This is a genomic window from Paralysiella testudinis (assembly GCF_016894345.1).
Classification (GTDB): domain Bacteria; phylum Pseudomonadota; class Gammaproteobacteria; order Burkholderiales; family Neisseriaceae; genus Paralysiella; species Paralysiella testudinis.
In genome coordinates, this window is record NZ_CP069798.1 from 1,716,656 (window position 1) to 1,741,737 (window position 25,082).

Annotated in this window: 23 protein-coding genes and 2 tRNA genes; 15 read left to right on the forward strand and 10 right to left on the reverse strand. The window is 54.0% G+C overall.

Annotation, left to right across the window (positions count from 1 at the left end; genetic code table 11):
* Positions 1-115 precede the first annotated feature (115 nt).
* The 4 genes from tgt (at position 116) to JQU52_RS08905 (ending at position 4,707) form a co-directional block, all read left to right on the forward strand.
* Positions 116-1,231: a tRNA guanosine(34) transglycosylase Tgt gene (gene tgt, locus JQU52_RS08890; protein ID WP_230338153.1), complete on the forward strand. Its 1,116-nt coding sequence runs from the start codon at positions 116-118 to the stop codon at positions 1,229-1,231.
* A gap of 11 nt (positions 1,232-1,242) precedes the next feature.
* Positions 1,243-1,665 carry a VOC family protein gene (locus JQU52_RS08895; protein ID WP_230338154.1) on the forward strand — a complete coding sequence of 141 codons (423 nt, stop codon included), beginning with the start codon at positions 1,243-1,245 and terminating at the stop codon, positions 1,663-1,665.
* A 125-nt stretch (positions 1,666-1,790) separates the two neighbouring features.
* Entirely contained in the window at positions 1,791-3,173 is a 1,383-nt protein-coding gene (gene argH / locus JQU52_RS08900; RefSeq protein ID WP_230338155.1) for an argininosuccinate lyase, read from the forward strand.
* Positions 3,174-3,294: 121 nt separating this feature from the next.
* Positions 3,295-4,707: a hypothetical protein gene (locus JQU52_RS08905; protein ID WP_230338156.1), complete on the forward strand. Its 1,413-nt coding sequence runs from the start codon at positions 3,295-3,297 to the stop codon at positions 4,705-4,707.
* A gap of 82 nt (positions 4,708-4,789) precedes the next feature.
* Here JQU52_RS08905 and JQU52_RS08910 read toward each other — a convergent pair whose 3' ends face one another.
* The 3 genes from JQU52_RS08910 to JQU52_RS08920 are packed head-to-tail and all read right to left on the reverse strand — an operon-like array spanning position 4,790 to position 7,488.
* The gene (locus tag JQU52_RS08910) at positions 4,790-5,584 is read right to left on the reverse strand and encodes an endonuclease/exonuclease/phosphatase family protein (protein ID WP_230338157.1); all 795 of its coding nucleotides are present in this window, start codon (positions 5,582-5,584) and stop codon (positions 4,790-4,792) included.
* Between the two features lie 16 nt (positions 5,585-5,600).
* Positions 5,601-6,071, reverse strand: a complete 471-nt coding sequence (gene nudB / locus JQU52_RS08915; protein WP_230338158.1) for a dihydroneopterin triphosphate diphosphatase — start codon at positions 6,069-6,071, stop codon at positions 5,601-5,603.
* The gene (locus tag JQU52_RS08920; protein WP_230340558.1) at positions 6,061-7,488 is read right to left on the reverse strand and encodes a mechanosensitive ion channel family protein; all 1,428 of its coding nucleotides are present in this window, start codon (positions 7,486-7,488) and stop codon (positions 6,061-6,063) included. Before JQU52_RS08920 ends, nudB begins: the two co-directional genes overlap by 11 nt.
* Before the next feature lie 404 nt (positions 7,489-7,892).
* On the opposite strand from JQU52_RS08920, the gene rpsF reads away from it, so the two are divergent.
* From rpsF to JQU52_RS08955, 7 genes are all read left to right on the forward strand, one after another.
* A complete protein-coding gene (rpsF, locus tag JQU52_RS08925) occupies positions 7,893-8,273 on the forward strand; it encodes a 30S ribosomal protein S6 (protein WP_230338159.1) in 381 nt (126 codons plus the stop codon).
* Between the two features lie 8 nt (positions 8,274-8,281).
* A complete protein-coding gene (priB, locus tag JQU52_RS08930; protein WP_230338160.1) occupies positions 8,282-8,572 on the forward strand; it encodes a primosomal replication protein N in 291 nt (96 codons plus the stop codon).
* A gap of 12 nt (positions 8,573-8,584) precedes the next feature.
* Complete coding sequence (gene rpsR, locus JQU52_RS08935; protein ID WP_230338161.1) at positions 8,585-8,815, forward strand: 30S ribosomal protein S18; 231 nt, start codon at positions 8,585-8,587, stop codon at positions 8,813-8,815.
* 16 nt (positions 8,816-8,831) lie between these two features.
* On the forward strand, positions 8,832-9,284 hold the full coding sequence (gene rplI / locus JQU52_RS08940; RefSeq protein WP_230338162.1) for a 50S ribosomal protein L9: 453 nt from the start codon (positions 8,832-8,834) through the stop codon (positions 9,282-9,284).
* A 226-nt stretch (positions 9,285-9,510) separates the two neighbouring features.
* On the forward strand, positions 9,511-9,993 hold the full coding sequence (gene lysM, locus JQU52_RS08945) for a peptidoglycan-binding protein LysM (protein WP_230338163.1): 483 nt from the start codon (positions 9,511-9,513) through the stop codon (positions 9,991-9,993).
* A 165-nt stretch (positions 9,994-10,158) separates the two neighbouring features.
* Positions 10,159-10,965, forward strand: coding sequence for a carbon-nitrogen hydrolase family protein (locus tag JQU52_RS08950; RefSeq protein ID WP_230338164.1), 807 nt, complete (start codon positions 10,159-10,161; stop codon positions 10,963-10,965).
* 286 nt (positions 10,966-11,251) lie between these two features.
* Entirely contained in the window at positions 11,252-12,607 is a 1,356-nt protein-coding gene (locus JQU52_RS08955) for a sodium-dependent transporter (RefSeq protein ID WP_230338165.1), read from the forward strand.
* Between the two features lie 96 nt (positions 12,608-12,703).
* Here JQU52_RS08955 and serC read toward each other — a convergent pair whose 3' ends face one another.
* The 6 genes from serC to rnr form a co-directional block, all read right to left on the reverse strand.
* Positions 12,704-13,810 (reverse strand): phosphoserine transaminase, encoded by a 1,107-nt coding sequence (gene serC / locus JQU52_RS08960; RefSeq protein ID WP_230338166.1) that lies wholly within the window; start codon positions 13,808-13,810, stop codon positions 12,704-12,706.
* Positions 13,811-13,965: 155 nt separating this feature from the next.
* Positions 13,966-14,769 carry a competence/damage-inducible protein A gene (locus tag JQU52_RS08965; RefSeq protein ID WP_230338167.1) on the reverse strand — a complete coding sequence of 268 codons (804 nt, stop codon included), beginning with the start codon at positions 14,767-14,769 and terminating at the stop codon, positions 13,966-13,968.
* Between the two features lie 129 nt (positions 14,770-14,898).
* Positions 14,899-15,486 (reverse strand): hypothetical protein, encoded by a 588-nt coding sequence (locus tag JQU52_RS08970; protein WP_230338168.1) that lies wholly within the window; start codon positions 15,484-15,486, stop codon positions 14,899-14,901.
* 160 nt (positions 15,487-15,646) lie between these two features.
* Positions 15,647-17,449, reverse strand: a complete 1,803-nt coding sequence (gene aspS, locus JQU52_RS08975) for an aspartate--tRNA ligase (RefSeq protein WP_230338169.1) — start codon at positions 17,447-17,449, stop codon at positions 15,647-15,649.
* An 87-nt stretch (positions 17,450-17,536) separates the two neighbouring features.
* The gene (locus JQU52_RS08980; RefSeq protein ID WP_230338170.1) at positions 17,537-18,220 is read right to left on the reverse strand and encodes a DUF502 domain-containing protein; all 684 of its coding nucleotides are present in this window, start codon (positions 18,218-18,220) and stop codon (positions 17,537-17,539) included.
* A 513-nt stretch (positions 18,221-18,733) separates the two neighbouring features.
* Positions 18,734-21,100, reverse strand: coding sequence for a ribonuclease R (gene rnr / locus JQU52_RS08985; protein WP_230338171.1), 2,367 nt, complete (start codon positions 21,098-21,100; stop codon positions 18,734-18,736).
* Positions 21,101-21,185: 85 nt separating this feature from the next.
* Here rnr and JQU52_RS08990 point away from each other — a divergent pair.
* Positions 21,186-21,272 (forward strand) — tRNA-Leu (locus JQU52_RS08990).
* A gap of 34 nt (positions 21,273-21,306) precedes the next feature.
* A tRNA-Leu gene (locus JQU52_RS08995) sits at positions 21,307-21,393 on the forward strand.
* Positions 21,394-21,740: 347 nt separating this feature from the next.
* On the opposite strand, the gene ttcA is transcribed toward JQU52_RS08995, so the two are convergent.
* Positions 21,741-22,685, reverse strand: a complete 945-nt coding sequence (ttcA, locus tag JQU52_RS09000; RefSeq protein WP_230338172.1) for a tRNA 2-thiocytidine(32) synthetase TtcA — start codon at positions 22,683-22,685, stop codon at positions 21,741-21,743.
* A gap of 180 nt (positions 22,686-22,865) precedes the next feature.
* Here ttcA and JQU52_RS09005 point away from each other — a divergent pair, with 180 nt between their 5' ends.
* Positions 22,866-24,122 (forward strand): lipoprotein-releasing ABC transporter permease subunit, encoded by a 1,257-nt coding sequence (locus JQU52_RS09005; RefSeq protein WP_230338173.1) that lies wholly within the window; start codon positions 22,866-22,868, stop codon positions 24,120-24,122.
* Positions 24,115-24,804 carry a lipoprotein-releasing ABC transporter ATP-binding protein LolD gene (gene lolD / locus JQU52_RS09010; protein WP_230338174.1) on the forward strand — a complete coding sequence of 230 codons (690 nt, stop codon included), beginning with the start codon at positions 24,115-24,117 and terminating at the stop codon, positions 24,802-24,804. The genes JQU52_RS09005 and lolD overlap by 8 nt, the downstream gene beginning before the upstream one ends.
* Positions 24,805-25,082 lie beyond the last annotated feature (278 nt).

Genomic DNA, 25,082 nt, shown 5'->3' on the forward strand with positions numbered 1-25,082 from the left:
TGCCTGCACCCGTTTCTGCACTAAAATCCGCTACAAAAAAGACCGTGAACAGGCTCTTAATGCGCCAAACCCAAATTGATATTACTTAAAAATACCGAAACCCCACTGTACTACTATGCTCAAATTTACCCTACACAAAACCGACGGCCACGCCCGCCGCGGCACGCTTGAACTCAACCACGGCAGCATTGAAACGCCGGTATTTATGCCGGTGGGCACCTACGGCTCGGTGAAGGCGATGACGCCGCAAAACCTGCACGACATTCAAGCGCAAATTATTTTGGGCAATACCTTTCATTTGTGGCTGCGCCCCGGCTTGGATGTGGTGGCCGCATTTGGCGGTTTGCACGATTTTATCGGCTGGGATAAGCCGATTCTCACCGATTCCGGTGGTTTTCAGGTGTTTTCGCTGGCGCAAATGCGCAAGCTCACCGAGGCGGGCTGTACGTTTCAAAGCCCGCTCAATGGCGACAAATTATTTTTATCGCCGGAAATTTCGATGCAAATCCAAACCGTGCTCAATTCCGATATTGTGATGCAGCTAGACGAATGCCCGCCCGGCGATGTCAGCCATGCTCAGGCGCGCCAGTCTTTGCAGTTGAGCTTGCGCTGGGCTGAGCGCTCCCGCGCCGAATTTGCCCGCTTGGGCAACCGCAATGCCTTGTTCGGCATTGTACAAGGCGCCATGTATGAAGATTTGCGCGAAGAATCGCTGCGCGGCCTGGAAGATCTGGATTTTCCGGGGCTGGCCATCGGCGGTTTGTCGGTGGGTGAGCCCAAACCGGAAATGTACCGTATGTTGCGCGCCGTGGGGCCGATGATGCCGGCACACAAGCCGCATTATTTAATGGGCGTGGGCACGCCGGAAGACTTGGTGTATGGCGTGGCGCACGGGGTGGATATGTTCGATTGCGTGATGCCCACCCGCAATGCACGCAACGGCTGGCTGTTTACCCGCTTTGGCGATTTGAAAATCAAAAACGCTGTACACAAGCACGATACCCGCCCGCTAGACGAAAGCTGCAGCTGCTACACCTGCCAAAATTTCAGCCGCGCTTATTTGCACCATTTGCACCGCACCGGCGAAATTTTGGGCGCCCAGCTCAATACCATCCACAATTTGCACTATTATCAAACCTTAATGGCCGAAATCCGCACCGCCATTGAAGCAGGCCGTTTTGCCGATTTTCAGGCAGCCTTTCATGAAAACCGCGCCCGTGGCGTGGCATAGGAGTAAGCATTATGGCATTTACTATTCTGGGTTTGGATCATGTGCTGCTGCGCATCGAAAACAAAGAAACCATGCTTGATTTTTACCTCAATGTGCTTGGCTGTACCCAAGAGCGGCAGCTGGACAATTTGGGTTTGATTCAGCTGCGTGCGGGCGCATCGTTGATTGACTTGGTGCCGACAACTTCGCCGCTGGGGCAAAACGGCCGCGGCGTGCCGCTGCAACAGCACGCCAACTTGGATCATCTGTGCCTGCGCATAGAGCCTTTTGACGAAGCCGCCATCCGCGCCCATTTTGCTCAGCACGGCTATGATATCGAAGCATCGGCAGTGCGCTACGGAGCCGACGGCTTCGGGCCGTCGATTTATGTGTACGACCCGGAAGGCAATACCGTGGAGCTGAAAGGCCCGCCCTTGGCGCAGCAAGCAGAGTAATGCTTGCAAGGTCTATTTGAAATTATGCACTGGTTTGCGCAAGGCTGCCTGAAAGACAAAAAACCTTCAGGCAGCCTTGTTATCCCATTTGTCATTCAATTCCATACGAATAAAGGAACCCATCGATGAACAACAAAACCTGGTCCGGCCGTTTTAACGAACCGGTAAGCGAATTGGTGAAGCAATACACCGGCTCGATTGATTTCGACCAACGGCTGGCCAAGTGGGATATTCAAGGCTCGCTGGCACATGCGCAGATGTTGCACGAAGCTGGTTTGTTGAGTGCCGAAGATGTGGCGGCGATTAAGCAGGGCATGGCCGAGATTGAGGCCGAAATCAAAGCCGGACAAATGGCGTGGTCGCTCGATTTGGAAGACGTGCACATGAACATTGAGCGGCGGCTCACCGATAAAATCGGCGATGCGGGCAAACGCCTGCACACCGGCCGCAGCCGCAACGACCAAGTGGCCACCGACATCCGCCTGTGGCTGCGCGATGAAATCAGCACCATCCAAAACCTGATTCAGGCGCTTCAGGCAGCCTTGGTAGATTTAGCCGATGCCAATGCCGATGTGGTGATGCCCGGCTTTACCCATCTTCAGGTAGCCCAGCCGGTGAGCTTCGGCCACCATATGCTGGCTTATGTGGAAATGCTGGGGCGCGATTTCGAGCGCATGGCCGACTGTCGCGGCCGCGTAAACCGCATGCCTTTGGGGGCGGCGGCATTGGCGGGCACTACTTATCCGATTCAGCGTGAAACCACCGCCCACCTATTGGGTTTTGAGGCCATTTGCCAAAATTCGCTCGATGCCGTGTCGGATCGCGACTTTGCCATTGAATTTACCGCCGCGGCCAGTTTGGTGATGCTGCACCTGTCGCGCTTATCGGAAGAATTAATTGTGTGGATGAGCCCGCGTTTCGGCTTTATCGACATTGCCGACCGCTTTTGCACCGGCTCTTCCATCATGCCGCAAAAGAAAAACCCCGATGTGCCCGAGCTTGTGCGCGGCAAATCCGGCCGTGTTATCGGCCATTTAATGGGCTTAATTACTTTGATGAAATCGCAGCCTTTGGCCTACAACAAAGACAACCAAGAAGACAAAGAGCCGCTGTTCGACACTGTAGACACCTTAATCGACACCTTGCGCATTTATGCCGACATGATGCGCGGCGTTACCGTGAAGCCGGAAAACATGCGCGCTGCCGTGCTGCAAGGCTTTGCCACCGCCACCGATTTGGCCGATTATCTGGTGAAAAAAGGCCTGCCGTTTCGCGACAGCCACGAAGTGGTGGCATTGGCGGTGCGCCATGCCGACAGCCTGAATGTGGATTTAAGCGATTTGCCGCTGCAAGCCCTGCAAACCTTTTCCGGCCTGATTGATGCCGATGTGTACGAAGTGCTCACCCCCGAAGGCAGCCTCAATGCACGCAACCACTTGGGCGGCACCGCGCCGGCGCAAGTGCGGGCGCAAGTGGCGCGTTGGCGCCAGTTATTGCAGGCACAATAACACAGCAAAGGCTGCCTGAAACGGTATTCAAACGTTTTCAGGCAGCCTTTGGTTGTGTTTTGTGATGATTTTGTTATAGTGTGTTGGTGTTTTTGTTCTATTTACTTAAAAGGGAGCAGTCGTGAAAACCTCTATTCGACTACTGGCCATGGCCACCTCGGCTTTGGTGCTGGGTGCATGCAGCAGCATCGGCAATAAAAGCGCCGATGAAATGGTGCGCTACGCGGTGCAGCACAATCTTACCCGCGATAATCAATACAACTTTGAAGGTAAGATGTTTGTGCAGGAAGTGGATGTGCCTGCGGCGCAAGCAGCTTCGGCGGCACTGGCGGATACGGCGGTGGCCGCAGTGGCCAAATGTATCGGCGGAGGGGATGAATGTACTGAAGGCACCGCATCTGCAAATGCTGCCGCTGCAAATGCCGCCGCCGCTGTTGATGCAGCCAGTGCCGCTGCTGATGCAGCCACTGCCGCCGCCGCTGCTGATGCAGCCACTGCGGCCGCAGCAGCAGTGGCCGTTGCTGAAGATACCACAGTTGCCGAAACAGAGCCGGTGGTGTCTGCAGAGAAAAAAACCGAATACAGCCAATGGATGCGCCACTGGATGCGCAGCGTATCAGTGCCGTATACCGGTGCCGTGGATTTGCCGGCGGGTAAAATCGAGCTGATTCCTGAATTACGCTACGATACGCGCAATGCCATGGTGTCGATAAAATTACCAATGCAAATAAATATCAACGATTTGTCCTTATTGGCGGATCCGGCTGCTGTGGCGCCGTTTGTGGATATGTTTGCTTCCGACTCCAGTATGCAGCCTTTGGGCGATAAGCTGGTGCGGGTAGGGCTGCCTGAAGAGTGGCGCAAGCACATTCCGATGCAAAGCATTTTGGCTGCGGTACCCAAAGCGCTTGATGATGGTTATGCGGCCTTAGACAAGCAGGCTTATCAAAAGCTGGATATGGATGAGGATGGCCGCAAAGTGGGCGCCCGTTACCGGGTGGGTCTGGATACCACGCTGAAACAAAGCAATCAATTGGCTGCGGCCATGATGGAAAGCCTGCGCAGCCAATTGGCGGAAACGGCCAAAAACAACCCGCAAGCCGGCATCAGTGCCGAAGATTATAAAAACACCATAGAAGCCTTGGCTTGGTTTGCCAAGTTATATGCCAAGCCCGGCGATACCGAAATGGAACAGATATTGGGCGCCATGAAAACCCATACCGATTTCTATTTGGATGGCCGTGGTCGTATTGTGGCCATGCGCCAAAATATGACTTTCCCGCCATTACTCAGTGTGCTGATGGACAGTGAGAAAAATTATCAAGTGACTAGCTGGTGGCGCCTGAACTATACCGGCAAACCCACGTTTACCTTGCATGCTACCCCGCAAAATACACAAAATTTGACGCAGATTTTTCCGTATTTAGGCACTTTAATGGGTGTAGAGCACAAGCCCGCTACGCCTTCGGAACAGGTGCAAGCCTTGCAAGATTTGGAATATGAGCTCGAAGGGGTTACGGTAACGGTGGAATAAGCCGGTTTGCCGATGGCTTCTTTAAGCTACAAGCCCCGCTTTTAGCGGGGCTTTGTTATTGGCTTTTCAGGCAGCCAAAATGCTACACATGCCGTGCCGAGGCCGGGCGCAGTTCTTTAATAATGTTGCGTTGCGGCGTGAGGGTGGCGCTGAGCGGCAGGTGGTCGGACAAATGCTGCCACGGTGCGCCGCGATGGCTGCGGGTGGCCACAATATCCAAGTGGCGGGTGTAGATGCGGTCGAGGCTGAGCACCGGCAGGCGGGCAGGAAAGGTTTTCGGGCGGCTGCCCTGGCTGGCGAATACTTCGTTTAAGCCCAAGTTTTCGCCCAGGTTTTCACAAGAGCGGTGGCGCCAGTCGTTAAAATCACCGGCCAAAATCAGCGGGCTGTCGGGGTGGATGTGTTCGTTTACGTAGTCGTAAATGGCTTGGTATTGCTTGATGCGATCCGGCTCGCGCAGATTAAGGTGGGCGCACAAACACACTAAAGGCAAATCCCAACTGTCGGGCTGGATTTCGCAATGCAGCACGCCGCGCTGCTCCAATTTGTTTACGCTGATATTGACATTGTTTTTGGTGGCAATGGGCAAATGGCTCAAAATGGCGTTGCCGTGGTGGCGCTGGGCAAATTCGGCATTTTTGCCGTAACTGCGGTGATGGTAGGTGAGCGCTTCGCCCAATACTTCGTGATGCGGCGCGTGTGGAAAGTCGGCCAATTTTTGCGCCCGGCGCAGGTTTTCGCCTTGCACTTCCTGCAAAAACAACACATCGGCCGACAATTGGCGCAAGGCATCGGCCATTTGGCTCAGCTGTACGCGCTGGTTGAGCGCAGACATGCCTTTGTGCATATTGTAGGTGGCTACGGTAATGCTGTTCATGGTGGTGTTTCCTTGGCTAAAGTGGCCAATACTGGGGCAAGGCCAGCAGCGCATCGCGATTAGAAGGCGAAAATACTTTGGCCGCAGCGGTGGGCAAATCATACCAGCCCCAAGCGATGTGCTCCTTGGCCGCCAAGCAAATGGCGCTGTTGGCGGGCACTTGCAGTGAAAACACATGCTCGGTGTTGCGGGTGACGCCCGGTGCATAGCGGTGGCGCCAGTGGGCGTAGATTTCGTATTCGCTGCTGTGCTGCCAATCGTATAAGGCCTGTGTTGCCGTTTGTTGCAAACCGGTTTCTTCGCCCACTTCGCGCAAGGCTGCCTGAAACGGGGTTTCGCCTGCTTCTAGGCTGCCGGTTACCGATTGCCAGAATCCGGGGCGATCGGCACGTTCCAATAACAATATCCGTCCATCCGTGCCATAAATCAATACCAATACCGAAACAGGTTGTTTATAAGCCGCGGTTGGGGCGGTGCTATTTATCATTGGCACCACCGTCTTGCTCGGAGCTGTCAACGGCGTCGGCCCCGGCGCTGGCCGGTTCGTTGGACCGGGTGTTTTGCCGCGTAAGCTGTGCTGCCGCTTGCAATGAAGCGGCTGCTACATTGTTGTCTTCGGCATCGTTCAGAATACGCACTTCGCGCTGCGGGAAGGGGAATTCAATGCCTTCTTCGTTAAAGCGGCGCCAAATATCCAGCAAAATGGCCGAATTCAGCCCCAAAAAGCCGTTTTCGGGGTCATTCACCCAAAAACCCAGCCGCAAATTGATGCCAGAGTCGGCAAAGCCAACCAAAAAGCTGTTGGGCGCCGGGTCGGCGGCCACGCGCTCCTGCCGAGCCGCCACGGTTGTCATGATGTCCAGTGCCTGTGGCAAATCGGTGGCGTAGGCTACCTGAACATCCAGGCTGGTCCATAAGGACTTGCCGGTGTAGGACTCATTAATCACGGTAGAGGAAATAAAATTGTCGTTCGGCACCAGCGCTTCGGCACCACCGGCGCTGCGCAAAACCACAAAGCGGGAAGTGATCTTGGTGACATAGCCGGTGAAGTCGTTTACGGTGAGGCGGTCGCCCAAGCGGATGGAGCGGTCGGACAAAATAATAAAGCCGGAAATATAATTACTGGCGATTTTCTGCAAGCCGATACCCAAGCCCACACCCAAGGCGCCGCCAAATACCGACAATACGGTTAAGTCGATGCCCACCATCGGTAAAGCGGCGAGCACGGCAATGGTAACCAGTAAAGTTTTAACGATTTTCGACAGTACCAGCCGCAAATTCAAATCGAGCCGCTGCACCTGCATCAGTCGGTTGTCTAGCAGTTGCGCCACCCATAAAGCCACCACCACCACCACGCACACCGACAGCAAGCCGGTGAGGATGGTGTAGACCGAAATTTTGCTCGAACCCAGCGGGATGACCATGCTTTTTAACACATTAATAATGAATGCATCCAAGCCGGTAAGCCACAACACAAAAACCACCCACAACACCGCCGCCAAGCTGCGCTCTAGCTGGCTGCTGAAGCGGCCATTGGGAATAACGGCATGCAAAACCGCCAGCACAAAGCGGATGGCAATCATCCAGCGCGCGGCCATCACCAGCAATTGCAACCACAATTCGCGATGGCCGGTGGCCTTCCAGAGATACATGGCGGCGACTGCGGCCAACAATAGCAATACCGGCCACAAAATGCGCTGGATCAAATGGCGGATAAATTGGCGCTTGCCGCTGATATCGCCCTGATGGCGGCGGCGCATGATTAGGCGGCTAAGCCAGAATGTCAGCAACATCAAGCCCGCGCATAAGGCCAATTCCAGCAGGCCGCTGGTGGTATTGAAACTGCGCTCCACTAGGCGGGCAGTAAATTCCTGCCGGGTAAACAGATTGCTGAAAAACGACATGACATCGGAGTGAGTGGTGTCAATAAGCGCTTGGCTGCTGTCGGCCAGCTTGTCAATGGTAGATGAAGCCATAAGTATTCTTTATATCAATCAGTAAGTAGCAACGAAAGTTGGCTCTGTGCAGGCGCTTGCAGAGCGCCTTGGATTAGCGGTAATGGTGTTTTGTTGCAAGGCTGCCTGAATTTTAGGCTAAAAAAGCCACGGCCAGCGCCCAATCAAGCCGAAATAGTAAGAAAAAAACCGCTGTCCCACAAGCCAGCATAGGTTAAAAGCGGTTAATCACGGCAATAGGGATTTTATAAAATCTTGTTTGATACTGAAAACAAGGCTATAATGCCGAGTTTTCCAACCTTGCCTTTTACTGTACGCATGGTAAAAGGATTGATTAGCCACAAGGAGTACACATGCGTCATTATGAAATCGTGTTTATCGTCCACCCGGACCAAAGCGAACAAGTAGGTGCCATGATTGAGCGTTACAAAGCCATGGTTACCGAATCAGGCGGTAAAATCCACCGCCTAGAAGACTGGGGCCGCCGCCAATTGGCTTACCCCATCAACAAAATTCACAAAGCACATTATGTGTTGATGAACGTGGAATGCAGCCCTGCCGTTATCGATGAAATCGAAACCGCATTCCGCTTTAACGACGCCGTGCTGCGCCATCTGACCGTGAAAATGAACGAAGCGGTTACCGAAGCTTCTCCGATGATGAAAGAAGAGAAGGCCAAAAACCTGTTGGCCGGTAACGGCACCGCAGCTACGGCAGAAAGCGCCGAAGCGTAAGCGGCCGATTGGATAACCAGCTCAGCCTCTGCGCCCAAATCAAAACCGCAGACCCCATCCGCTACACCCCCGCAGGCCTGCCTGTGCTGACATTATGGCTTAGCCACGAATCGTGGCAAAACGAATTGGGTGAGCGCTATTTGGCCAAAATGGAAATGGAAGCCAAATTGATGGGCGAAGCCGCCTTAAGCTGGCAACACCGGCAGGGCTGCATGGTTCGCGTAAGCGGATTTCTGGCTCAAAAAGGGCGCCGTTATCCCCGCCCCGTTTTGCATATACAACAAATTTACGAAATATAAAGGTTAAACGACATGGCTCGTCAATCATTCAAACGCAGAAAATTCTGCCGCTTCACTGCCGAAGGCATCAAACAAGTGGATTACAAAGCGGTAGACTTGCTGAAAGACTTTATCGCCGAAAACGGCAAAATTATCCCGGCGCGCATCACCGGCACCAAAGCCGGCTACCAACGCCAGCTGTCCGGTGCCATCAAACGCGCCCGTTTCTTGGCTTTGCTGCCGTACACCGACCAACACAAATAATTAAGGACAACACAACATGCAAATTATTTTGTTAGAAAAAGTGGGCGGTTTGGGCAATCTGGGTGACTTGGTTACCGTAAAAAATGGCTATGCCCGCAACTTTTTGATTCCGCAAGGCAAAGCACAACGTGCCACTGCCGCTAACCTGACCAAGTTTGAAGAGCGCCGCGCCGAATTGGAAGCCAAACAAGCCGAAATTCTGGCCGATGCCCAAGCACGCAAAGAAAAACTGGACGGCCAAACCGTTACCGTGGCGCAAAAAGCCGGTGTAGACGGCCGCCTGTTCGGTTCGGTAACCAACCACGACATCGCCGAAGCCATCCGTGCTGCCGGTGTTGAAGCGGCCAAAAGCGATGTACGCCTGCCCAACGGCCCCTTGAAAGCCGTGGGTGAGTACGAAGTTGAAGTGGCGCTGCATCACGATGCCGTGGCCAACATCACCGTTGCTGTGGTTCCTGCCGTAGAATAAAGCGCTTTGGTGCTGGATTAAAAAGGCTGCCTGAAAGTTTTAGCTTCGCAGAAGCTTTGCTTTAGGCAGCCTTTTTTGTGTTTGGGCTTATTTTTGGCATTTGAAATTATCTTTGTGTGTACAGGCTTGAACTTTTGCTGCCGAAGGCTTATCTTAGCAGCGGTGCCCGAAATGGTTCGGGTATTTTATTGCTCAGTTTATTTATTACTCAGATAAGGAGTAAAACATGGGTTTGTTCAGTTTTATCAAAAACGCCGGCGAAAAACTTTTTGGCAAGGATGAAAAAGAAATCGCCCAGGCGGCACAGGCCAATGCAGCCGATTTGAATGCCAAGGCAGCAGTGGCGATTAAAGACTATATTGAAAAACAAAACTTGGGCTTGACCAATCTGGCCGTGGCGTTTGACGGCAGCACCGGCAAAGTGATTTTGGGCGGTAATGCGCCCACACAAGAAGCCAGTGAAAAAGCCACTTTGGCTGCCGGTAACGTTACCGGTGTTTCTGATGTGGACAACCAATTGGCGGTGGCACAAAGCAACGCCGCTGCCCAATACCACGATGTGGTTAGTGGCGACACCTTGTCTGCCATTAGCAAGAAATATTATGGTGATGCCAATAAATACATGAAGATTTTCGAAGCCAACAAACCGATGTTGAGCGATCCGAACAAAATCTATCCGGGCCAAAAGCTGCGTATTCCGCCGCTGTAAACCGGGTTAGGCTTTGCAGTAGCCGTGTTTGTTTGCACAAAACTGCATCTTGAAACAGCACCGCACCGCCCGCCACAGCACACCGTGGCGGGCGGTTGCGTTTGCGCCCGATAAGCGCTACTGTTTGGCCGTGTGGCCAATAATCCAATGAATCAGGAGCAAAAGATGCAAGACCTTCAGGTTGCGGTGGTGCAAATGGTGTCCGGCACCGATGTGGCGGCCAATATCGCCACCATGTGCCGTTTGGTGCGCGAAGCGGCGGCGGGCGGGGCGCAATGGGTGTTGTTGCCCGAATATTGGCCGATTATGGGACAAGCGGAAACCGATAAGCTGGCTTATGCGGAAATCTTGGGGCAGGGCGTTTTACAAGATGCTTTAAGCGGCTTGGCGCGTGAGCTCGGCATTGTGCTGTTTGGCGGCACCGTGCCTTTGCAAGGGCTGCAAAGCGGCAAGGTGCTCAATACCTTGTTGGTTTATGGTGCAAACGGTGTTTTATTGGGGCGCTACGATAAAATGCACTTATTCGGCTTTACCGGCTTGGGCGAGCGCTATGCCGAAGCCGACACCATTAGCCGTGGCGAGGCGGTGCCGCACTTGCAGGTGGGAAATATACAGGTGGCGCAAGGGGTATGCTACGACTTGCGTTTCCCCGAGTTTTTCCGCGCCCAGCAGCCGTTTGAAGTATTGTTGCTGCCTGCAGCGTTTACCCACACCACCGGCCAAGCGCACTGGGAAATCCTGCTGCGGGCGCGGGCGATTGAAAATCAGTGTTTTGTGCTGGCGTCGGCCCAAGGCGGGCTGCACCAAAATGGCCGCCGCACTTTTGGGCACAGTATGATTATCGACCCATGGGGCGAAGTACTGGCGGTATTGCCGCAAGGCGAGGGCGTGGCGGCGGCAACATTAAAAGGCAGCTTGCTGGCCAGTGTGCGCAGCAAATTGCCCGCTTTGCAGCACCGCTTATTGCCCTGAGGATTGATTAAGGCTGCTTGAACACGATAATTCAGCAGGGGCCATAATCCATCTATCCAAGGCTGCCTGAAAACGAAATGGTTTCAGGCAGCCTTAGTAATTTTACCATTTTGTAATCAGCAAGATAAATAAATAGTTAAATTGCGAAAATTTATGCTTGTTTTATAAGTGGCTTACTGGCATTATTTTGAGCTTGGCTGATTTTAGCCGCAATAAGCGCCATAGGGCAGGCAATATTCACTGCAAACCGGTGCCCAATCAGTAATATCATAAGAAAAGGACAAACATGAGTACCCAAAAACAATCGCATGCACAATGGGGATCCCGTATGGGCTTTGTGTTGGCGGCCACTGGCTCGGCGGTGGGGCTGGGCAATATTTGGAAGTTTCCGTATATGACCGGGGTGAGCGGCGGCTCTGCCTTTGTGCTCACCTATCTGTTGTGTATCGCGCTTATCGGCCTGCCCATTTTGGTGGCCGAATGGCTGATTGGCCGCCGTGGCCAGAAAAACCCCATCCACGCCATGGAAGATGTGGCCGCACAAAACCAGCGTGCCAAAGCCTGGAGCATTATCGGCATGGTGGGCGTGCTGGGCTCGTTTTTGATTTTGTCGTTTTACAGCGTGATTGGCGGCTGGGCGGTGGATTACATCTTTATGACCGGCTCCGGCACCTTTGCGGGCTTGGACGGCGATGGTACCGGCAAAATCTTTACCGGCTTTTTGGGCAATCATGAGCAGCTGCTGGTGTGGCACACCGTGTTTATGGCACTCACCATCGGCATTGTGGCCATGGGTGTGGCCGGTGGCTTGGAGCGTGCTTCCAAGCTGATGATGCCGGGCTTGGCCGTTGTGCTGCTGATTCTGGTGGCCTACGGTGCCTTCGCCACCGGCGCTTTTGGCCGTGCGCTGAGCTTTCTGTTTACGCCAGACTGGAGCAAAATCAACGGCAGCGTGCTGCTGGCGGCGCTGGGGCATGCTTTCTTTACCTTGTCTTTAGGCATGGGCATTATGATGTCTTACGGCTCTTACTTGGGCCAAGAAGTGAATCTGCTGAAAACCGCGCGTACGGTGGTGATTCTGGATACCGTGATTGCCCTGTTTGCCGGTATGGCGATTTTCCCGCTGGTGTTTGCCAATAATCTGGAGCCGGCTGCCGGCCCGGGGCTGATTTTCGTTACCCTGCCGATTGCCTTTGGCAACATGACCGGCGGCACCTTGCTGGGCGTGCTGTTCTTTATCCTGCTCACTTTTGCCGCGCTCACTTCCTCTATCTCTTTGCTGGAGCCCACGGTGGAATTGCTGGAAGAAAAAACCCCGCTGGGTCGTAAAGGTGCCACCTTGGTGGCCGGTGGCGCCATCTGGGCATTGGGCATTGCTTGCTTGCTGTCGTTTAATCTGTGGAGCGAATTCACCATTCTGGGCAACAATATTTTCGACTTCCTTGATAAGCTCACCAGCAAATTTATGCTGCCGCTCACCGGCTTGGGCACCATTATCTTTGCCGCTTGGTTTATGAACCAGGAAAGCATCCGCAAAGAGCTGGGCTTGCAAGGCGGCGCCTATATGCTGTGGCATATCATCAGCCGCTTTGTGGCACCGATTGGCGTGATTATCGTGTTTGTGGCCAGCTTGATGAGCTAAGCTGCGGCAAACCGCCATCAACAAAGCCCCGCACGGATTGTGCGGGGCTTTTGGTTTTAGTTTCATAAAAATGGCGTTTCAGGCAGCCTTTTGTATTTAACCGTAGCGCTTCTGAAATTCCTGCATAAATTCAATCAAGGCTTCCACGCCTTGCAAGGGCATGGCGTTGTAGATGCTGGCGCGCATGCCGCCCATGCTTTTGTAGCCGCGCAACAGGCGCAGGCCGCGGGTGGTGGATTCTTGGGCAAACAATTCGTCCAACTCCGGTTTGCCGGTGCGGAAAATCACGTTCATTTGCGAGCGCGCGCGCGGTTGTACGTTGTTGATGTAGAAGCCGCCACTGTTGTCGATGGCTTCGTAGAGGATTTTGGCTTTTAATGCGTTGATGGTTTGCATTTGCGCCACGCCGCCTTGCGATTGCAGCCAGCGGAACACCAGGCCGGAAATGTAAATCGGATAAGTAGCCGGGGTGTTGTACATGCCTTGGCGCTCAACGTGGCTTTGGTAGTTCCACACATCGGGGATGTGGCTGGAGCAGCGCTTGAGCAGGTCTTCGCGGATAATCACAATGGTGGCGCCGGAGGGGCCGATGTTTTTTTGCGCACCGGCGTAAATCACGCCGAAATCGGCCACGTTAATCGGGCGCGACAGAATTTCGCTCGACATATCGCACACCATTGGCGGCAATGCGGTGGCGAGCTTGGGGATATCGCGGTATTGCAGGCCGTGTACGGTTTCGTTAATCACAAAATGCACAAAGGCGGATTTTTCGCTCACATCCCAAGTGTCGGGCGAGGGCAGGTCGGTGTAGTTGTATTGCTCGCCGCCGTGTGCGGCCAAATGGATATTGGCGTGCGACAATTTGCCCATTTGGCTGTGGGCGATTTGGCTCCAGTTGCCGGTAACCACCGAATCCACACGTTCAAAGCCGTTGGCCAGATTCATCACCACCATATTGAATTGGGCGCTGGCGCCGCCTTGTAAAAACAGCACTTTGTAGTTGTCGGGGATGTCCATCAGCTGGCGCAGATCTTGCTCGGCGTGGTAGAGGATGCTCATAAACACATCGGAGCGGTGGCTCATGGTCATCACCGAAAAGCCGGTGCCGTTATAGTCGAACATTTCGCTTTGGGCGGTGCGCAATACCGATTCGGGCAGAATGGCCGGGCCGGCGGAAAAATTATAGATGGTGGTATTGCTCATGGTGACAACGGGCCTTTGCAGTGTTTTTGTTGAGATGTATGTTTTCAGGCAGCCTTTTAGTTTAAAAAGGCTGCCTGAAACAGTATTGTCATGATTTTAGTGCGTTGCAGCATGAAACGCAAACGCTTTTCCGGCAGTGCAGGTGTTGACGGGTTTTAGTCGTTTAGGGGCGTGATTTCGCTGGCCCCCAGTTGGCGTAAAGCCTGCTCGGCATAAGCCCAAGCTTCGCTTAGCAGCGCACAGGCGGCACCCTCGGCTTTGAGGCCGAATTCGAGCCGGTAGCGGGCGGCGCCGCTAAGCCCGGGTTGGTCGTCGCGGATGGTGGGCAGGCTAAAGGTTTTGATGTCCGGCCAGCGGGTTTCGATGTCGTCCATTAAGGGGCCGATGGCCGATTCAGGCAGCCCTTCTATCAGTGCCGAGCATTGCCGGCGTGCGGTTTGGTGGAAATGGGCTTGATAATGGGTACCCAACACCCATTCGGCCATGGGGTGCGCCATTTGCGGGAAGCCGGGCAGGAAATAATGTTGCTGCACGGCAAAGCCGGCAATGCGGTTAAACGGGTTGGGAATCAGGTCGACACCGGCGGCAAAATCGGCCATTTTGGCGCGTTGGGCATGGCCGGGGCTGGTGAGGGTTTCGCCCATGGCCAAGGTGCGCTCTTCAATCAAGCTCAGTGCCTCCGGGTGGCGCTGTAAAGGCAGCCCCAATGCAGCGGCGGCGGCTTGGCGGGTGTGGTCGTCGGGCGTGGCACCGATGCCGCCGGTAATAAACACCGCGCCGCCATCGGCAAAGCTGCGTTGCAGCTGGCGGGTGAGCAGGGCACGGCTGTCGGGCAGATATTGCACCCACGCCAGCTGCAGGCCGCGACTTTCCAACAGTTGCTTGAAAAAGGCGAAGTGTTTGTCTTGGCGGCTGCCGTGCAGAATTTCATCGCCGATAATCATTAAACCGAATTGCATGGGGGCTTCCTTGTGGGTGGGTGTAAGGTGGCGGTAAAAAGCCGAAATGCGTAGATTGGGTTGTTGCAGTTGCAATCAAGGCTGCCTGAAGTACTTTCAGGCAGCCTTTGGCAGGCTTAATGCGCCCATTCAATCGCTTCCTCTTGGGCCAAGATAAACATCGTTGGCCTTAAGCCATTTAAACATACTGATGCGCTCTTTGAAGTCTCTATGGTTGAATTTTGGCAATAAGCCAAGCCGATTTCTAATCTCACAAATCAGCATTTCTGGGTTATCCAATAAATCAAAACTCATGTGCTTCTGGCTTAACTTATCGTGCTTTTCTTTATCCCATACATCTTCGGTTAAAACTAGCATCTCGCTACTATCAGGCTGCCAATCCATATTGAATCTGACTGCTTGCGTAAGATTCATCAATCGAACTTCTCTGATTTCCTCAATCGGCACTTTGAAGTCATTATCTCGAAAAATCACTTGTCCACGCCACAGTTTGGGATTGAGGTAAGCCAACCAATTGGCACTAACAATAGGCATCAAGCGCGACGACGCAAGAATTTGTGGGTCAAATACAAACTCTGAGCCCTTGAAATCATAAACTTCACATAAATAGGTATGACACGGAATAACATAAAGCAGGCGCATAAAGGCAAACACATTATTGCCAATATAAAGGCTGAGAACATCGCCCGGTTGAACGTCTTTTGCTCGGATTTTCATTATTGTTGCGCCTCATGTAAGTACGGTTAGCACAGTTCAACCGTATGCATGAAGTGGATATTATTTATCCTACGTGTTGAAATCAAGGCTGCCTGAAAGTTTTAGCTTCGCAGAAGCTTCGCTTTCAGGCAGCCTTATGGTTTAAAGCGTGCGGATAAAATTAAGCGTTGTCCGCCGCTTTGGTGCGCAGGCGCAGGCCCAGTTCGCGCAATTGCTTTTCATCCACATGGTTGGGCGCATCCACCAGCAAGTCTTGCGCGCGCTGGGTTTTGGGGAAGGCAATCACGTCGCGGATGGATTCTGCTCCGGCCATCAATGTTACCAAACGGTCGAGGCCAAAGGCCAAACCGCCGTGCGGGGGCGCACCGTATTTGAGGTTGTCGAGCAAGAAGCCGAATTTGTTTTGCTGCTCTTCGGGGCTGATTTTCAGCGCCGCAAACACTTTTTCCTGAATCTCGGCGCGGTGGATACGCACAGAGCCACCGCCGATTTCCCAGCCGTTAAGCACCATATCGTAGGCGCGGGCGAGGCAGTTTTCGGGGTCGCTGTCCATCAAGTCCTCATGGCCGGGTTTGGGTGAGGTAAACGGATGATGCATGGCGGCGTAGCGGTTGTTTTCTTCGTCGTATTCAAACATGGGGAAGTCTACCACCCACAGCGGGCGCCATTCGTTGGTGAAGTAGCCGCCTTCGGCGCCGTGCTCGTGGCCGATTTTGATGCGCAAGGCGCCGATGGCTTCGTTCACCACTTTGGCTTTATCGGCGCCAAAGAAGATGATGTCGCCGTTTTGCGCGCCGGTTTGCTCAATCACGGCTTTCAGGCAGCCTTCGGATAAGAATTTCACAATCGGCGATTGTAGGCCGCTGTTTTCGCCGTTCGACAAATTGGTGACGTCGTTCACTTTGATATAAGCCAGGCCTTTGGCGCCGTAAATGCCCACAAATTCGGTGTAAACGTCGATTTCTTTGCGGCTGAATTTGGCGCCACCGGGCACGCGCAAGGCCACCACGCGACCGTTTTTCATATCGGCAGCGCCGCGGAACACTTTGAATTCTTCGCTTTTCATCAGCTCGGTAAGCTCGGTGAATTGCAAATCCACGCGCAAATCGGGTTTGTCGGAGCCGTAGTAAAACATGGCTTCGCTAAACGGCATGCGCGGGAAGTCGCCCAGTTCTACATTCAGCGCGTCTTTAAACACTTGCTTGGCCATGCCTTCGGTGATGGCCATGATTTCGTCTTCGTTGAGAAACGAAGTTTCCAAGTCGATTTGGGTGAATTCCGGCTGGCGGTCGGCACGCAAATCTTCATCGCGAAAGCATTTGGTGATTTGGTAGTAGCGATCGAAACCGGCCACCATCAGCAATTGTTTAAACAATTGCGGCGATTGCGGCAGCGCAAAAAATTCGCCCGGGTGCACGCGGCTGGGCACCAGATAATCGCGCGCGCCTTCCGGGGTGGAGCGGGTGAGCATGGGGGTTTCGATGTCGATAAAGCCTTGGGCATCCAAGTAGCGGCGCACGCCCATGGCCACTTTGTAGCGCAATTTGAGGTTGTTTTGCATCACCGGGCGGCGCAAGTCGATAACGCGGTTTTGCAGGCGCACGTTTTCGCTCAGGTTTTCATCGTCGATTTGGAAGGGCGGCGTGGCGGCGGCGTTGAGCACTTCGATTTCTTTAGCCAAAATTTCAATGCCGCCGGACACCATTTTGTCGTTGGTGGTGCCTTCGGGGCGGCGGCGCACGCGGCCTGTGATGCTGAGCACAAATTCATTGCGCGCCGAATCGGCGGTGGCAAAGGCTTCGGGCGTGTCGGGGTCGATTACTACCTGCACAATGCCTTCGCGATCGCGCAAGTCGATAAAAATCACCCCGCCGTGGTCGCGGCGGCGGTGCACCCAGCCTTTTACGGTAACGGTTTGGTCTAAATATTGCTCGTTGATTAAGCCGCAGTAGTTGGTACGCATAGTGTGTTGCCTGTTTTGGATTAAGTTTAAATAAGGTGAATAAAAAATCGTTTGGCCGCCTTTAAGGCTGCTTGTAAAGCAGCAGGTTTATTGCGGATTGGCCGGCGGCGGTATGGTGGCCGCAATCTCGGCGGTGGGTGTATCCGGCATCACCATGCCCAGTGAAATCACGTATTTCAAAGCGTCGTCTACGCTCATGTTTAAGGGGCGGATGTCGCGCTGGCGCACCATAATATAGTAGCCGCCAGTGGGGTTGGGCGTGGTGGGCACATACACCGGCAGATAGCGCTCGCCTTCGGGCAGGCCCGCGGCGATGGCAGCGGGGATATTGCCCGACACGAAGGCCACAGTCCAGATATCGGCTTGCGGAAACGGCACCAGCACCGGGGTTTTAAACGATTGGCGCGAGTCGGACAGCAGCGATTCGGACACTTTTTTTACGCTGGAATAAATGCTTTTCACCACCGGAATGCGCCCCAGCAGCGAATCCCAGCCTTCGATGATTTTGCGCCCCAGCACATTGGCGGCAAACAGGCCGGTAAAAAACAACACCACCACGGCGGCAATCACGCCCAAGCCGGGGATGTTGAAGCCGAGCCGGTTGAGCGGCTGCCATTGCTGCGGCAGGATGTTAATCAATTGGTCGGCCGCGTTGACGATATAGCTAATCACCCACACGGTAACAATCAGCGGCAGCCACACCAAAATGCCGGTGAGCAGGTATTTTTTTAACGCTTTGCCGATTTTACTGCCTTCAGCGGGTGCGGCCATGATGCGGGGTGTCCTTGGCGGATGGGTGGTTTTTGCAGACGAACCGCATATTATACGCAGAAGGCTGCCTGCATTCTATAGCAGTAGTGGAAAAAGCAACGAAGCTGTATAAGTAACTTAAAGTTACGACCTGCTCACCCTAGGCTGCCTGAAATGTAAAATTGTCATTGCCGAACTGGATTCGGCAATCCATCGGTAAAAACTTAAAAAAAATCGAATTTTTATAAAGCAAATTGCGCTTTTGTATTTGTTTCTTATCATTTTACTTTGCGCTTTCTGGCCGCGCGGCCACCTACTTTCTTTGCCTCGCCAAATAAAGTAGGCAAAGAAAGGCGACCCCGGTTGCAGGTTTGGCTACGCCAAACTTCCCTCACTACACATGCTTTTGGCGGCGGGCGCTAGTCGCTGCGCTCCGGAGCGCCCTTATTTCCGCCAAAACCATGCTCCGTTCGGCTGCGCCAAGGGGGCGGCTGCACGGATTTTGCGTTTCAGATTGTGTTAATTTTTCGTGGTTTAACGCCGTTTGCGGCTTTTGCCTGCGGGCTTGGCCGTGCTGGCAGGTGCGGCGGCGGCTTTTTTGGCCGCACGGCTGCGGGTGGGCTTAGCGGCGGATTGCTTGGCCGGTTTGCTGCCGGATTTGTTGTCGGTGGCGATTTGGCTTTGCTTGCTGCCTTTATTAGCGGTGGTTTGGCTGCTTTTGGCACTGCTTTTACCGCGTTTGCCCACGCTGCCGCCGCTGAGCAAAACCAGGTCGATTTTGCTGGTGTCTAAATCGGCGCGCGCCACTTTTACGGTGACCGCATCGCCCATGCAAAAGCGCACGCCGCTGCGTTCGCCTTCGATGGCCATGATTTCGGGGCGGTAGTTGAAGTAGTCTTCGCCCAAGTCGCTGATGTGTACCATGCCGTCGATGTGGATGCCGTTGAGGGTAACGAATAAGCCGAAGTTGGCCATGCCGGAAATGCGGCCTTCAAATACTTCGCCCACTTTATCGCGCATATAGTAGGTTTTGAGCCAGTTTTCCACATCGCGGCTGGCGTCGTCGGCACGGCGCTCGGCAAAGGAGCAGTGGGCGCCCAAGGTTTGCCACGATTGCGGCTGGTATTGGCTGCCTTGCAACACGGCTTTGATGGCGCGGTGGACGGTGAGGTCGGGATAGCGGCGGATGGGCGAGGTGAAGTGGGTGTAGGCTTCGTAGGCCAAGCCGAAGTGGCCAAGGTTGCCCGGCTCGTATACGGCTTGCTGCATGGAGCGCAGCAGCATTACTTGCAGCAGCTCTTGGTCGGGGCGCTCTTTGAATTGGGCGGCCAGCTCGGCATAGTCTTTGGGGGTGGGCTTGTCACCGCCGCCCAGATGCAGGCCGAGCAAGCCCAATTGTTCGCGCAGCACCGCCAGTTTTTCCGTGGTGGGGCCCAGATGGTTGCGGTAGAGCGCCGGGTGTTTGTGTTGCAGCAAAAATTCGGCTGCGCACACATTGGCGGCGAGCATACATTCTTCAATCAGGCGGTGGGCTTCGTTGCGCACCACCGGCTCCATGCGCTCGATTTTGCCGTTTTGGTCGAACACCATTTGCGTTTCGGTGCTTTCAAATTCCATGGCGCCGCGCTGATGGCGCTTTTTGAGCAGCACTTGGTAGAGCTTATATAAGGTGTCGATTTGCGGCTTGAGCGGGTTGGTGCTGCCGTTGGCAATCCAATCCCATACTTCGGTGTAGGTGAGGCGGGCGTGCGAGCGCATTACGGCCGGGTAAAATTCAAACGATTTGATGTTGCCCGCATAAGTCACCACCATATCGCACACCATGCACAGGCGCTCAACATCGGGGTTGAGCGAGCAGATGCCGTTGGAGAGGTTTTCAGGCAGCATGGGAATCACGCGGCGCGGAAAATACACGCTGGTGGCGCGCTCGATGGCGTCGGTGTCGATGCCGTCGCCGGGGTGCACGTAGTGGCTCACATCGGCAATGGCCACCACCAGGCGGAAGTTGCGGCCTTGTTTTTCGGCGTAAACGGCGTCGTCAAAGTCGCGCGCGGTTTCGCCGTCGATGGTGACCAGCGGCAAATCGCGTAAGTCGGTGCGGCCTTTTAGGTCGTTTTTGTGTACGCTGGCGGGAATTTTGGCCGCTTGTTTCAGGCAGCCTTCGCTGAAAATGTGCGGCAAATGGTGTTTGCGCACGGCAATTTCGATTTCCATGCCGCTGTCGGCATAGTCGCCCAATACTTCGGTGAGCTTGGCCACACCGGCGCGGTGGGCTTCGGGGTAGCTTTCGATTTCGGCCACAATCACTTGGCCGGGCTGGGCATTTTGCAGCGAATCCGGCTCTAGAATAATGCTGTCGGTGAGGCGGTGATCTTCGGGCGAGAGCATGGCCACGCCGCGCTCCATCACCAAACGGCCCACCACATGGGTGTAGGCGCGCTCGATGATGTCGAGCACCTGGCCTTCGCGGCGGCCACGGCGGTCTACCCCGGCCGGGCGCACGGTGACGATATCGCCGTGCATCAGCCCGCGCATTTGGCGTGCATACAACACAAAATCGCCTTCGCCGGTGGGGGTGAGCGGCACGGCAAAGCCGAAGCCGTCTTTATGGGCTTCGATGCGGCATTTCACCATCGCCAGCTTTTCGGCCACGCACACCGCGCCACGGCGGTTGATGTGCACTTGGCCGTCGCGTGCCATGGCACCCAAGCGGCGCTCGAAAAACGGCATTTCGTCATCGCTGATCGACAACAACGCAGCCAGTGCGTCTACTTTCATCGGCACGCCTTCGCGTTCCAATAGCTCGATAACCCACTCGCGGCTGGGCAGCGGATGATCGTAGCGTTGCTGCTCACGGGCAAGGAAAGGGTCTTGTTGGCGCAGGGCGGGATTTTTTTTCATGGGGCAATTGACAATCTATAAAGAGAATATATAATGCACAGCTTCGGCAAACGCATACTTTAACCGAAAATACAATCCAGGCAAAGCCCAGGTGGCGGAATTGGTAGACGCGCCAGCTTCAGGTGCTGGTATCCTCACGGGTGTGGAAGTTCGAGTCTTCTCCTGGGCACCAAAGATTGTGTTGTGCGATAGTACACTGTATGTATGCCCAGGTGGCGGAATTGGTAGACGCGCCAGCTTCAGGTGCTGGTATCCTCACGGGTGTGGAAGTTCGAGTCTTCTCCTGGGCACCAAAATATCAACCCCTTGCAACTTTGATTGCAAGGGGTTTTTGCTTGTGCATTACTTGTGCATTAAAGGTTTCAGGCAGCCTGAGATTTTTGCTAAATATTGTTTAGCTTGCAAAAATCTTTCCAGCCCGTCATTAGCTACGCAAGTTTACTTAGCGAAAATGGATTCCGACCTGCGCCGGAATGACGGGTGTGAGCATTTCCATCAATGTAGCCGCAGTGGTGGGATGCTTGAATCCGACGCTGGTTCGAAGAGCAGGTATTTATGTTTTTTGGCCTGAACAACCAAATGCCGGATTCAAGAATCCGACGGTTGCTTAAATCCGACATTTGGCTGCCTGAACATCAACTCAAACGCGGTTATCCAAAATATTAAATACTCTTTGCGTGCTTGGCGGGCCAGCTGCGACATCGTTTTCGCTATCGGCATCGTGGTGCGGCGGCATGGGCTGGATAAAGGTTTCTTTGTCAAAGCCGATGTCGCCGCCGTGTTGCAGGGTTTGGCCGCGTTGCAGGGTGGTAAAGCCGAAAAGGGCGGTGTCGGCCAAGTGCGAGGGCACCACGTTTTGCAGGGCGGAAAACAAGGTTTCGCTGCGGCCGGGGTGTTGTTTGTCCCATTGTTGCAGCATTTCTTTAATCACTTGACGCTGCAAATTGGGCTGCGAGCCGCACAGGTTGCAGGGAATAATCGGGAATTGGCGGATTTCGGCGTAGCGCACCAAATCTTTTTCTTTCACGTAGGCCAAGGGGCGGATCACCATATGCTCGCCATTGTCGGACAATAATTTGGGCGGCATGGCTTTGAGTTTGCCGCCGTAAAATAGATTCAGAAACAGGGTTTCCAAGATGTCGTCGCGGTGGTGGCCGAGGGCGATTTTGGTGCAGCCGTTTTCTTTGGCCACGCGGTAAAGTACGCCGCGGCGCAGGCGGCTGCACAGGCCGCAGGTGGTTTTGCCTTCTTCAATCACGCGCTTAACCACGCTGTAGGTGTCTTCTTCGATAATCTGAAACGGCACGCCGAGCTGTTGCAGGTATTCAGGCAATACATGGGCGGGAAAGCCGGGCTGTTTTTGGTCCAGATTCACTGCCAAGAGTTCAAACGATATCGGTGCCGATTTTTGCAGGCCGAGCAGAATATCCAGCAGGGCAAAGCTGTCTTTGCCGCCGGATAAGCACACCATGATTTTGTCGCCCGCTTCAATCATATTGAAGTCGTTGATGGCCGCGCCTACTTGGTGGCGCAGGCGTTTGTTGAGCTTATTGTGTTCGTATTGTTGTTTGGGTGTGGAGGGCATGATACAAAGCCATGGATTTAAATAGGCGCTATTGTACATTAAGCGCGCTGTGTTTCAGGCAGCCTTGAGGTTGAAATAGGGTTTTGTTTAACCGGATTTGACGATAACGGCTTTCAGGCAGCCTGAAGCTTTTGCGCAGATGCGTTACAATAGCGCCGCTTTGCTAACCAGAAACCATTTATGAATTCGCTAGAAACTTGGATTGGGCTGCGCTATTTGCGCGCCAAAAAACGCAGCGGCTTTATGTCGTTTATCAGCATTATTTCCATTGTGGGCATTGCCATTGGCGTGATTGCGCTGATTGTGGTGCTGTCGGTGATGAACGGTTTTCAAAAAGAAATCCGCGGCCAATTGCTCAAAGTGGCACCGCACATGGAAATGGGCTATTTGATGCCCGAAGGCGGTGAAACCTGGCAAGGGCTGGCTGAAATGGCGCAGCAAAACAAACGCGTGCTCGGTGTGGCGCCTTATGTGGCCGGGCAGGCGCTGCTGGCCAATGAAGGCGAAGTGCGCGGGGTGCAGATTAAGGGCATCGACCCGGCCAATTTCGCGCAAGTATCGGAATTTGGCGATGCTTTGCCGCCGGCCACTTATCAAAAACTGCGTGCCGGTGAATTTGATGTGGTGCTGGGGCAGGATTTGGCCGATGCGCTGGGGGTGATGGAAGGCGAAAAAGTCACCGTGATTACGCCCGACGGCAATGTAACGCCGGTGGGCATGGTGCCGCGCATGAAGCAATTTAATGTGGTGGGCATTGTAAAAAGCGGCATTTTTGCGGTGGACAGCACGCTGGCGATGACCAATATGCAGGATGCGCAAACGCTGTACCGCATTGGCGATGAGGGCGTAACCCTGCAACTGCGTTTAAGCGGCCCCGATACCGCGCCGGATGTTACCGCGCAAATATTGCCTGCCGATAAGGTGAATGTGAATAAAGTATGGGTGCGCGACTGGACCTTCCAAAACAAAGACTACTTCCAAGCGGTGGAAGTAGAGAAGAAAATGATGTTTATCATTATGTTTTTTATCAGCTTGGTGGCGTCGATTAACTTGGTGTCTACCCTGATTATGACGGTAACCGAAAAACAAGCGGCCATTGCCATTTTGCGCACGCTGGGGCTGCCGCCGAGCGGGATTATGAAAATCTTTATGGTGCAAGGCGTGTTGCTCGGCTTAATCGGCACGCTGTGGGGCGTGGTGGTGGGCGTGTTGCTGGCCTTCAATATCGGCCATATCGTGCACGGGATTGAAGCGATTATGGGGCGCAAGCTGATTGCCTCGGCGGTGTATTTTATCGACTACGTGCCTTCGCATGTGGTGCTCAGCGATGTGTTGATTATTGCGGGTATTTCTTTGTTATTGTCTTTTTTGGTAACGCTCTATCCCAGCTGGCGTGCGGCCAAAACCCAACCGGCGGAGGCCTTGCGTTATGAGTAATTGGGTATTGCAGTGCCAAAATGTTGGCAAAAGCTATGTAGACGGCCAATTGAACGTAACCGTGCTGGCCAATCTCAATCTTCAGGTAGCCGCAGGGCGAAGCGTGAGCATTGTGGGGGCTTCCGGCAGCGGCAAATCCACGCTGCTGCATATTTTGGGCGGGCTGGATACGCCCAGCGAAGGCCGGGTGACGCTGCTGGAGCAGGATTTGGCCGGTTTGAGTCAAACCGCGCTGGGGCAGCTGCGCAACCGTCACTTGGGCTTTGTGTATCAATTCCACCATTTGCTGCCTGAATTTTCGGCACTGGAAAATGTGATGATGCCGCTGTTGATTGGCAAAATGCCCAAAGCCGAAGCGGAAGCCACGGCGGCGGAAATGCTGGATAAAGTGGGTTTAAAGCCGCGTATGCAGCACCGCCCGGGTGAATTATCCGGCGGCGAGCGCCAACGCGCCGCCATCGCCCGCGCCTTGGTAAACCGCCCCGCCTGCTTGCTGGCCGACGAGCCCACCGGCAACCTAGACCGCAAAAACGCCCAAAATGTGTTCGACATGATGCTCGACTTGCAACACGAGCTCAATACCGCGCTGGTGGTGGTCACCCACGATGACGAGCTGGCGGCGCGCTTTGATGAAGTACTGCTAATGCAAGACGGCGGCTTGATGCCGTTTCAGGCAGCCTAGTTTGGGTGTCGGGTGTTAGCACATTAGGATGCGCCTTGGCGCATCGGCTTTTCTTTTACTCCGCTGAAGCTACGCATCCGCCTGTATAAGGCTACCTGAAAAATAAAACCGTCATTGCCGAACCGGATTCGGCAATCCATTGGTAAACAAAGTAAAACGAAGTGGGTTATTTTAAAAAATGCTGTGGTTTGTATGCGTTTTCGTATCATTTTACTTTGCGCTTCATGGCCGCGCAGCCACCTACTTTCTTTGCTTCGCTCACGCGAAGCGCGCCTACG

What these genes read in the sequence shown, in the direction of transcription:
- tgt (WP_230338153.1), top strand. Translation starts at nt 116, where the DNA reads ATGCTCAAATTTACCCTACACAAAACCGACGGCCACGCCCGCCGCGGC.
- JQU52_RS08895 (WP_230338154.1), top strand. Translation starts at nt 1,243, where the DNA reads ATGGCATTTACTATTCTGGGTTTGGATCATGTGCTGCTGCGCATCGAA.
- argH (WP_230338155.1), top strand. Translation starts at nt 1,791, where the DNA reads ATGAACAACAAAACCTGGTCCGGCCGTTTTAACGAACCGGTAAGCGAA.
- JQU52_RS08910 (WP_230338157.1), bottom strand. Translation starts at nt 5,584, where the DNA reads ATGAACAGCATTACCGTAGCCACCTACAATATGCACAAAGGCATGTCT.
- nudB (WP_230338158.1), bottom strand. Translation starts at nt 6,071, where the DNA reads ATGATAAATAGCACCGCCCCAACCGCGGCTTATAAACAACCTGTTTCG.
- JQU52_RS08920 (WP_230340558.1), bottom strand. Translation starts at nt 7,488, where the DNA reads ATGTCGTTTTTCAGCAATCTGTTTACCCGGCAGGAATTTACTGCCCGC.
- rpsF (WP_230338159.1), top strand. Translation starts at nt 7,893, where the DNA reads ATGCGTCATTATGAAATCGTGTTTATCGTCCACCCGGACCAAAGCGAA.
- rpsR (WP_230338161.1), top strand. Translation starts at nt 8,585, where the DNA reads ATGGCTCGTCAATCATTCAAACGCAGAAAATTCTGCCGCTTCACTGCC.
- rplI (WP_230338162.1), top strand. Translation starts at nt 8,832, where the DNA reads ATGCAAATTATTTTGTTAGAAAAAGTGGGCGGTTTGGGCAATCTGGGT.
- lysM (WP_230338163.1), top strand. Translation starts at nt 9,511, where the DNA reads ATGGGTTTGTTCAGTTTTATCAAAAACGCCGGCGAAAAACTTTTTGGC.
- JQU52_RS08950 (WP_230338164.1), top strand. Translation starts at nt 10,159, where the DNA reads ATGCAAGACCTTCAGGTTGCGGTGGTGCAAATGGTGTCCGGCACCGAT.
- JQU52_RS08955 (WP_230338165.1), top strand. Translation starts at nt 11,252, where the DNA reads ATGAGTACCCAAAAACAATCGCATGCACAATGGGGATCCCGTATGGGC.
- serC (WP_230338166.1), bottom strand. Translation starts at nt 13,810, where the DNA reads ATGAGCAATACCACCATCTATAATTTTTCCGCCGGCCCGGCCATTCTG.
- JQU52_RS08965 (WP_230338167.1), bottom strand. Translation starts at nt 14,769, where the DNA reads ATGCAATTCGGTTTAATGATTATCGGCGATGAAATTCTGCACGGCAGC.
- JQU52_RS08970 (WP_230338168.1), bottom strand. Translation starts at nt 15,486, where the DNA reads ATGAAAATCCGAGCAAAAGACGTTCAACCGGGCGATGTTCTCAGCCTT.
- aspS (WP_230338169.1), bottom strand. Translation starts at nt 17,449, where the DNA reads ATGCGTACCAACTACTGCGGCTTAATCAACGAGCAATATTTAGACCAA.
- JQU52_RS08980 (WP_230338170.1), bottom strand. Translation starts at nt 18,220, where the DNA reads ATGGCCGCACCCGCTGAAGGCAGTAAAATCGGCAAAGCGTTAAAAAAA.
- rnr (WP_230338171.1), bottom strand. Translation starts at nt 21,100, where the DNA reads ATGAAAAAAAATCCCGCCCTGCGCCAACAAGACCCTTTCCTTGCCCGT.
- ttcA (WP_230338172.1), bottom strand. Translation starts at nt 22,685, where the DNA reads ATGCCCTCCACACCCAAACAACAATACGAACACAATAAGCTCAACAAA.
- JQU52_RS09005 (WP_230338173.1), top strand. Translation starts at nt 22,866, where the DNA reads ATGAATTCGCTAGAAACTTGGATTGGGCTGCGCTATTTGCGCGCCAAA.
- lolD (WP_230338174.1), top strand. Translation starts at nt 24,115, where the DNA reads ATGAGTAATTGGGTATTGCAGTGCCAAAATGTTGGCAAAAGCTATGTA.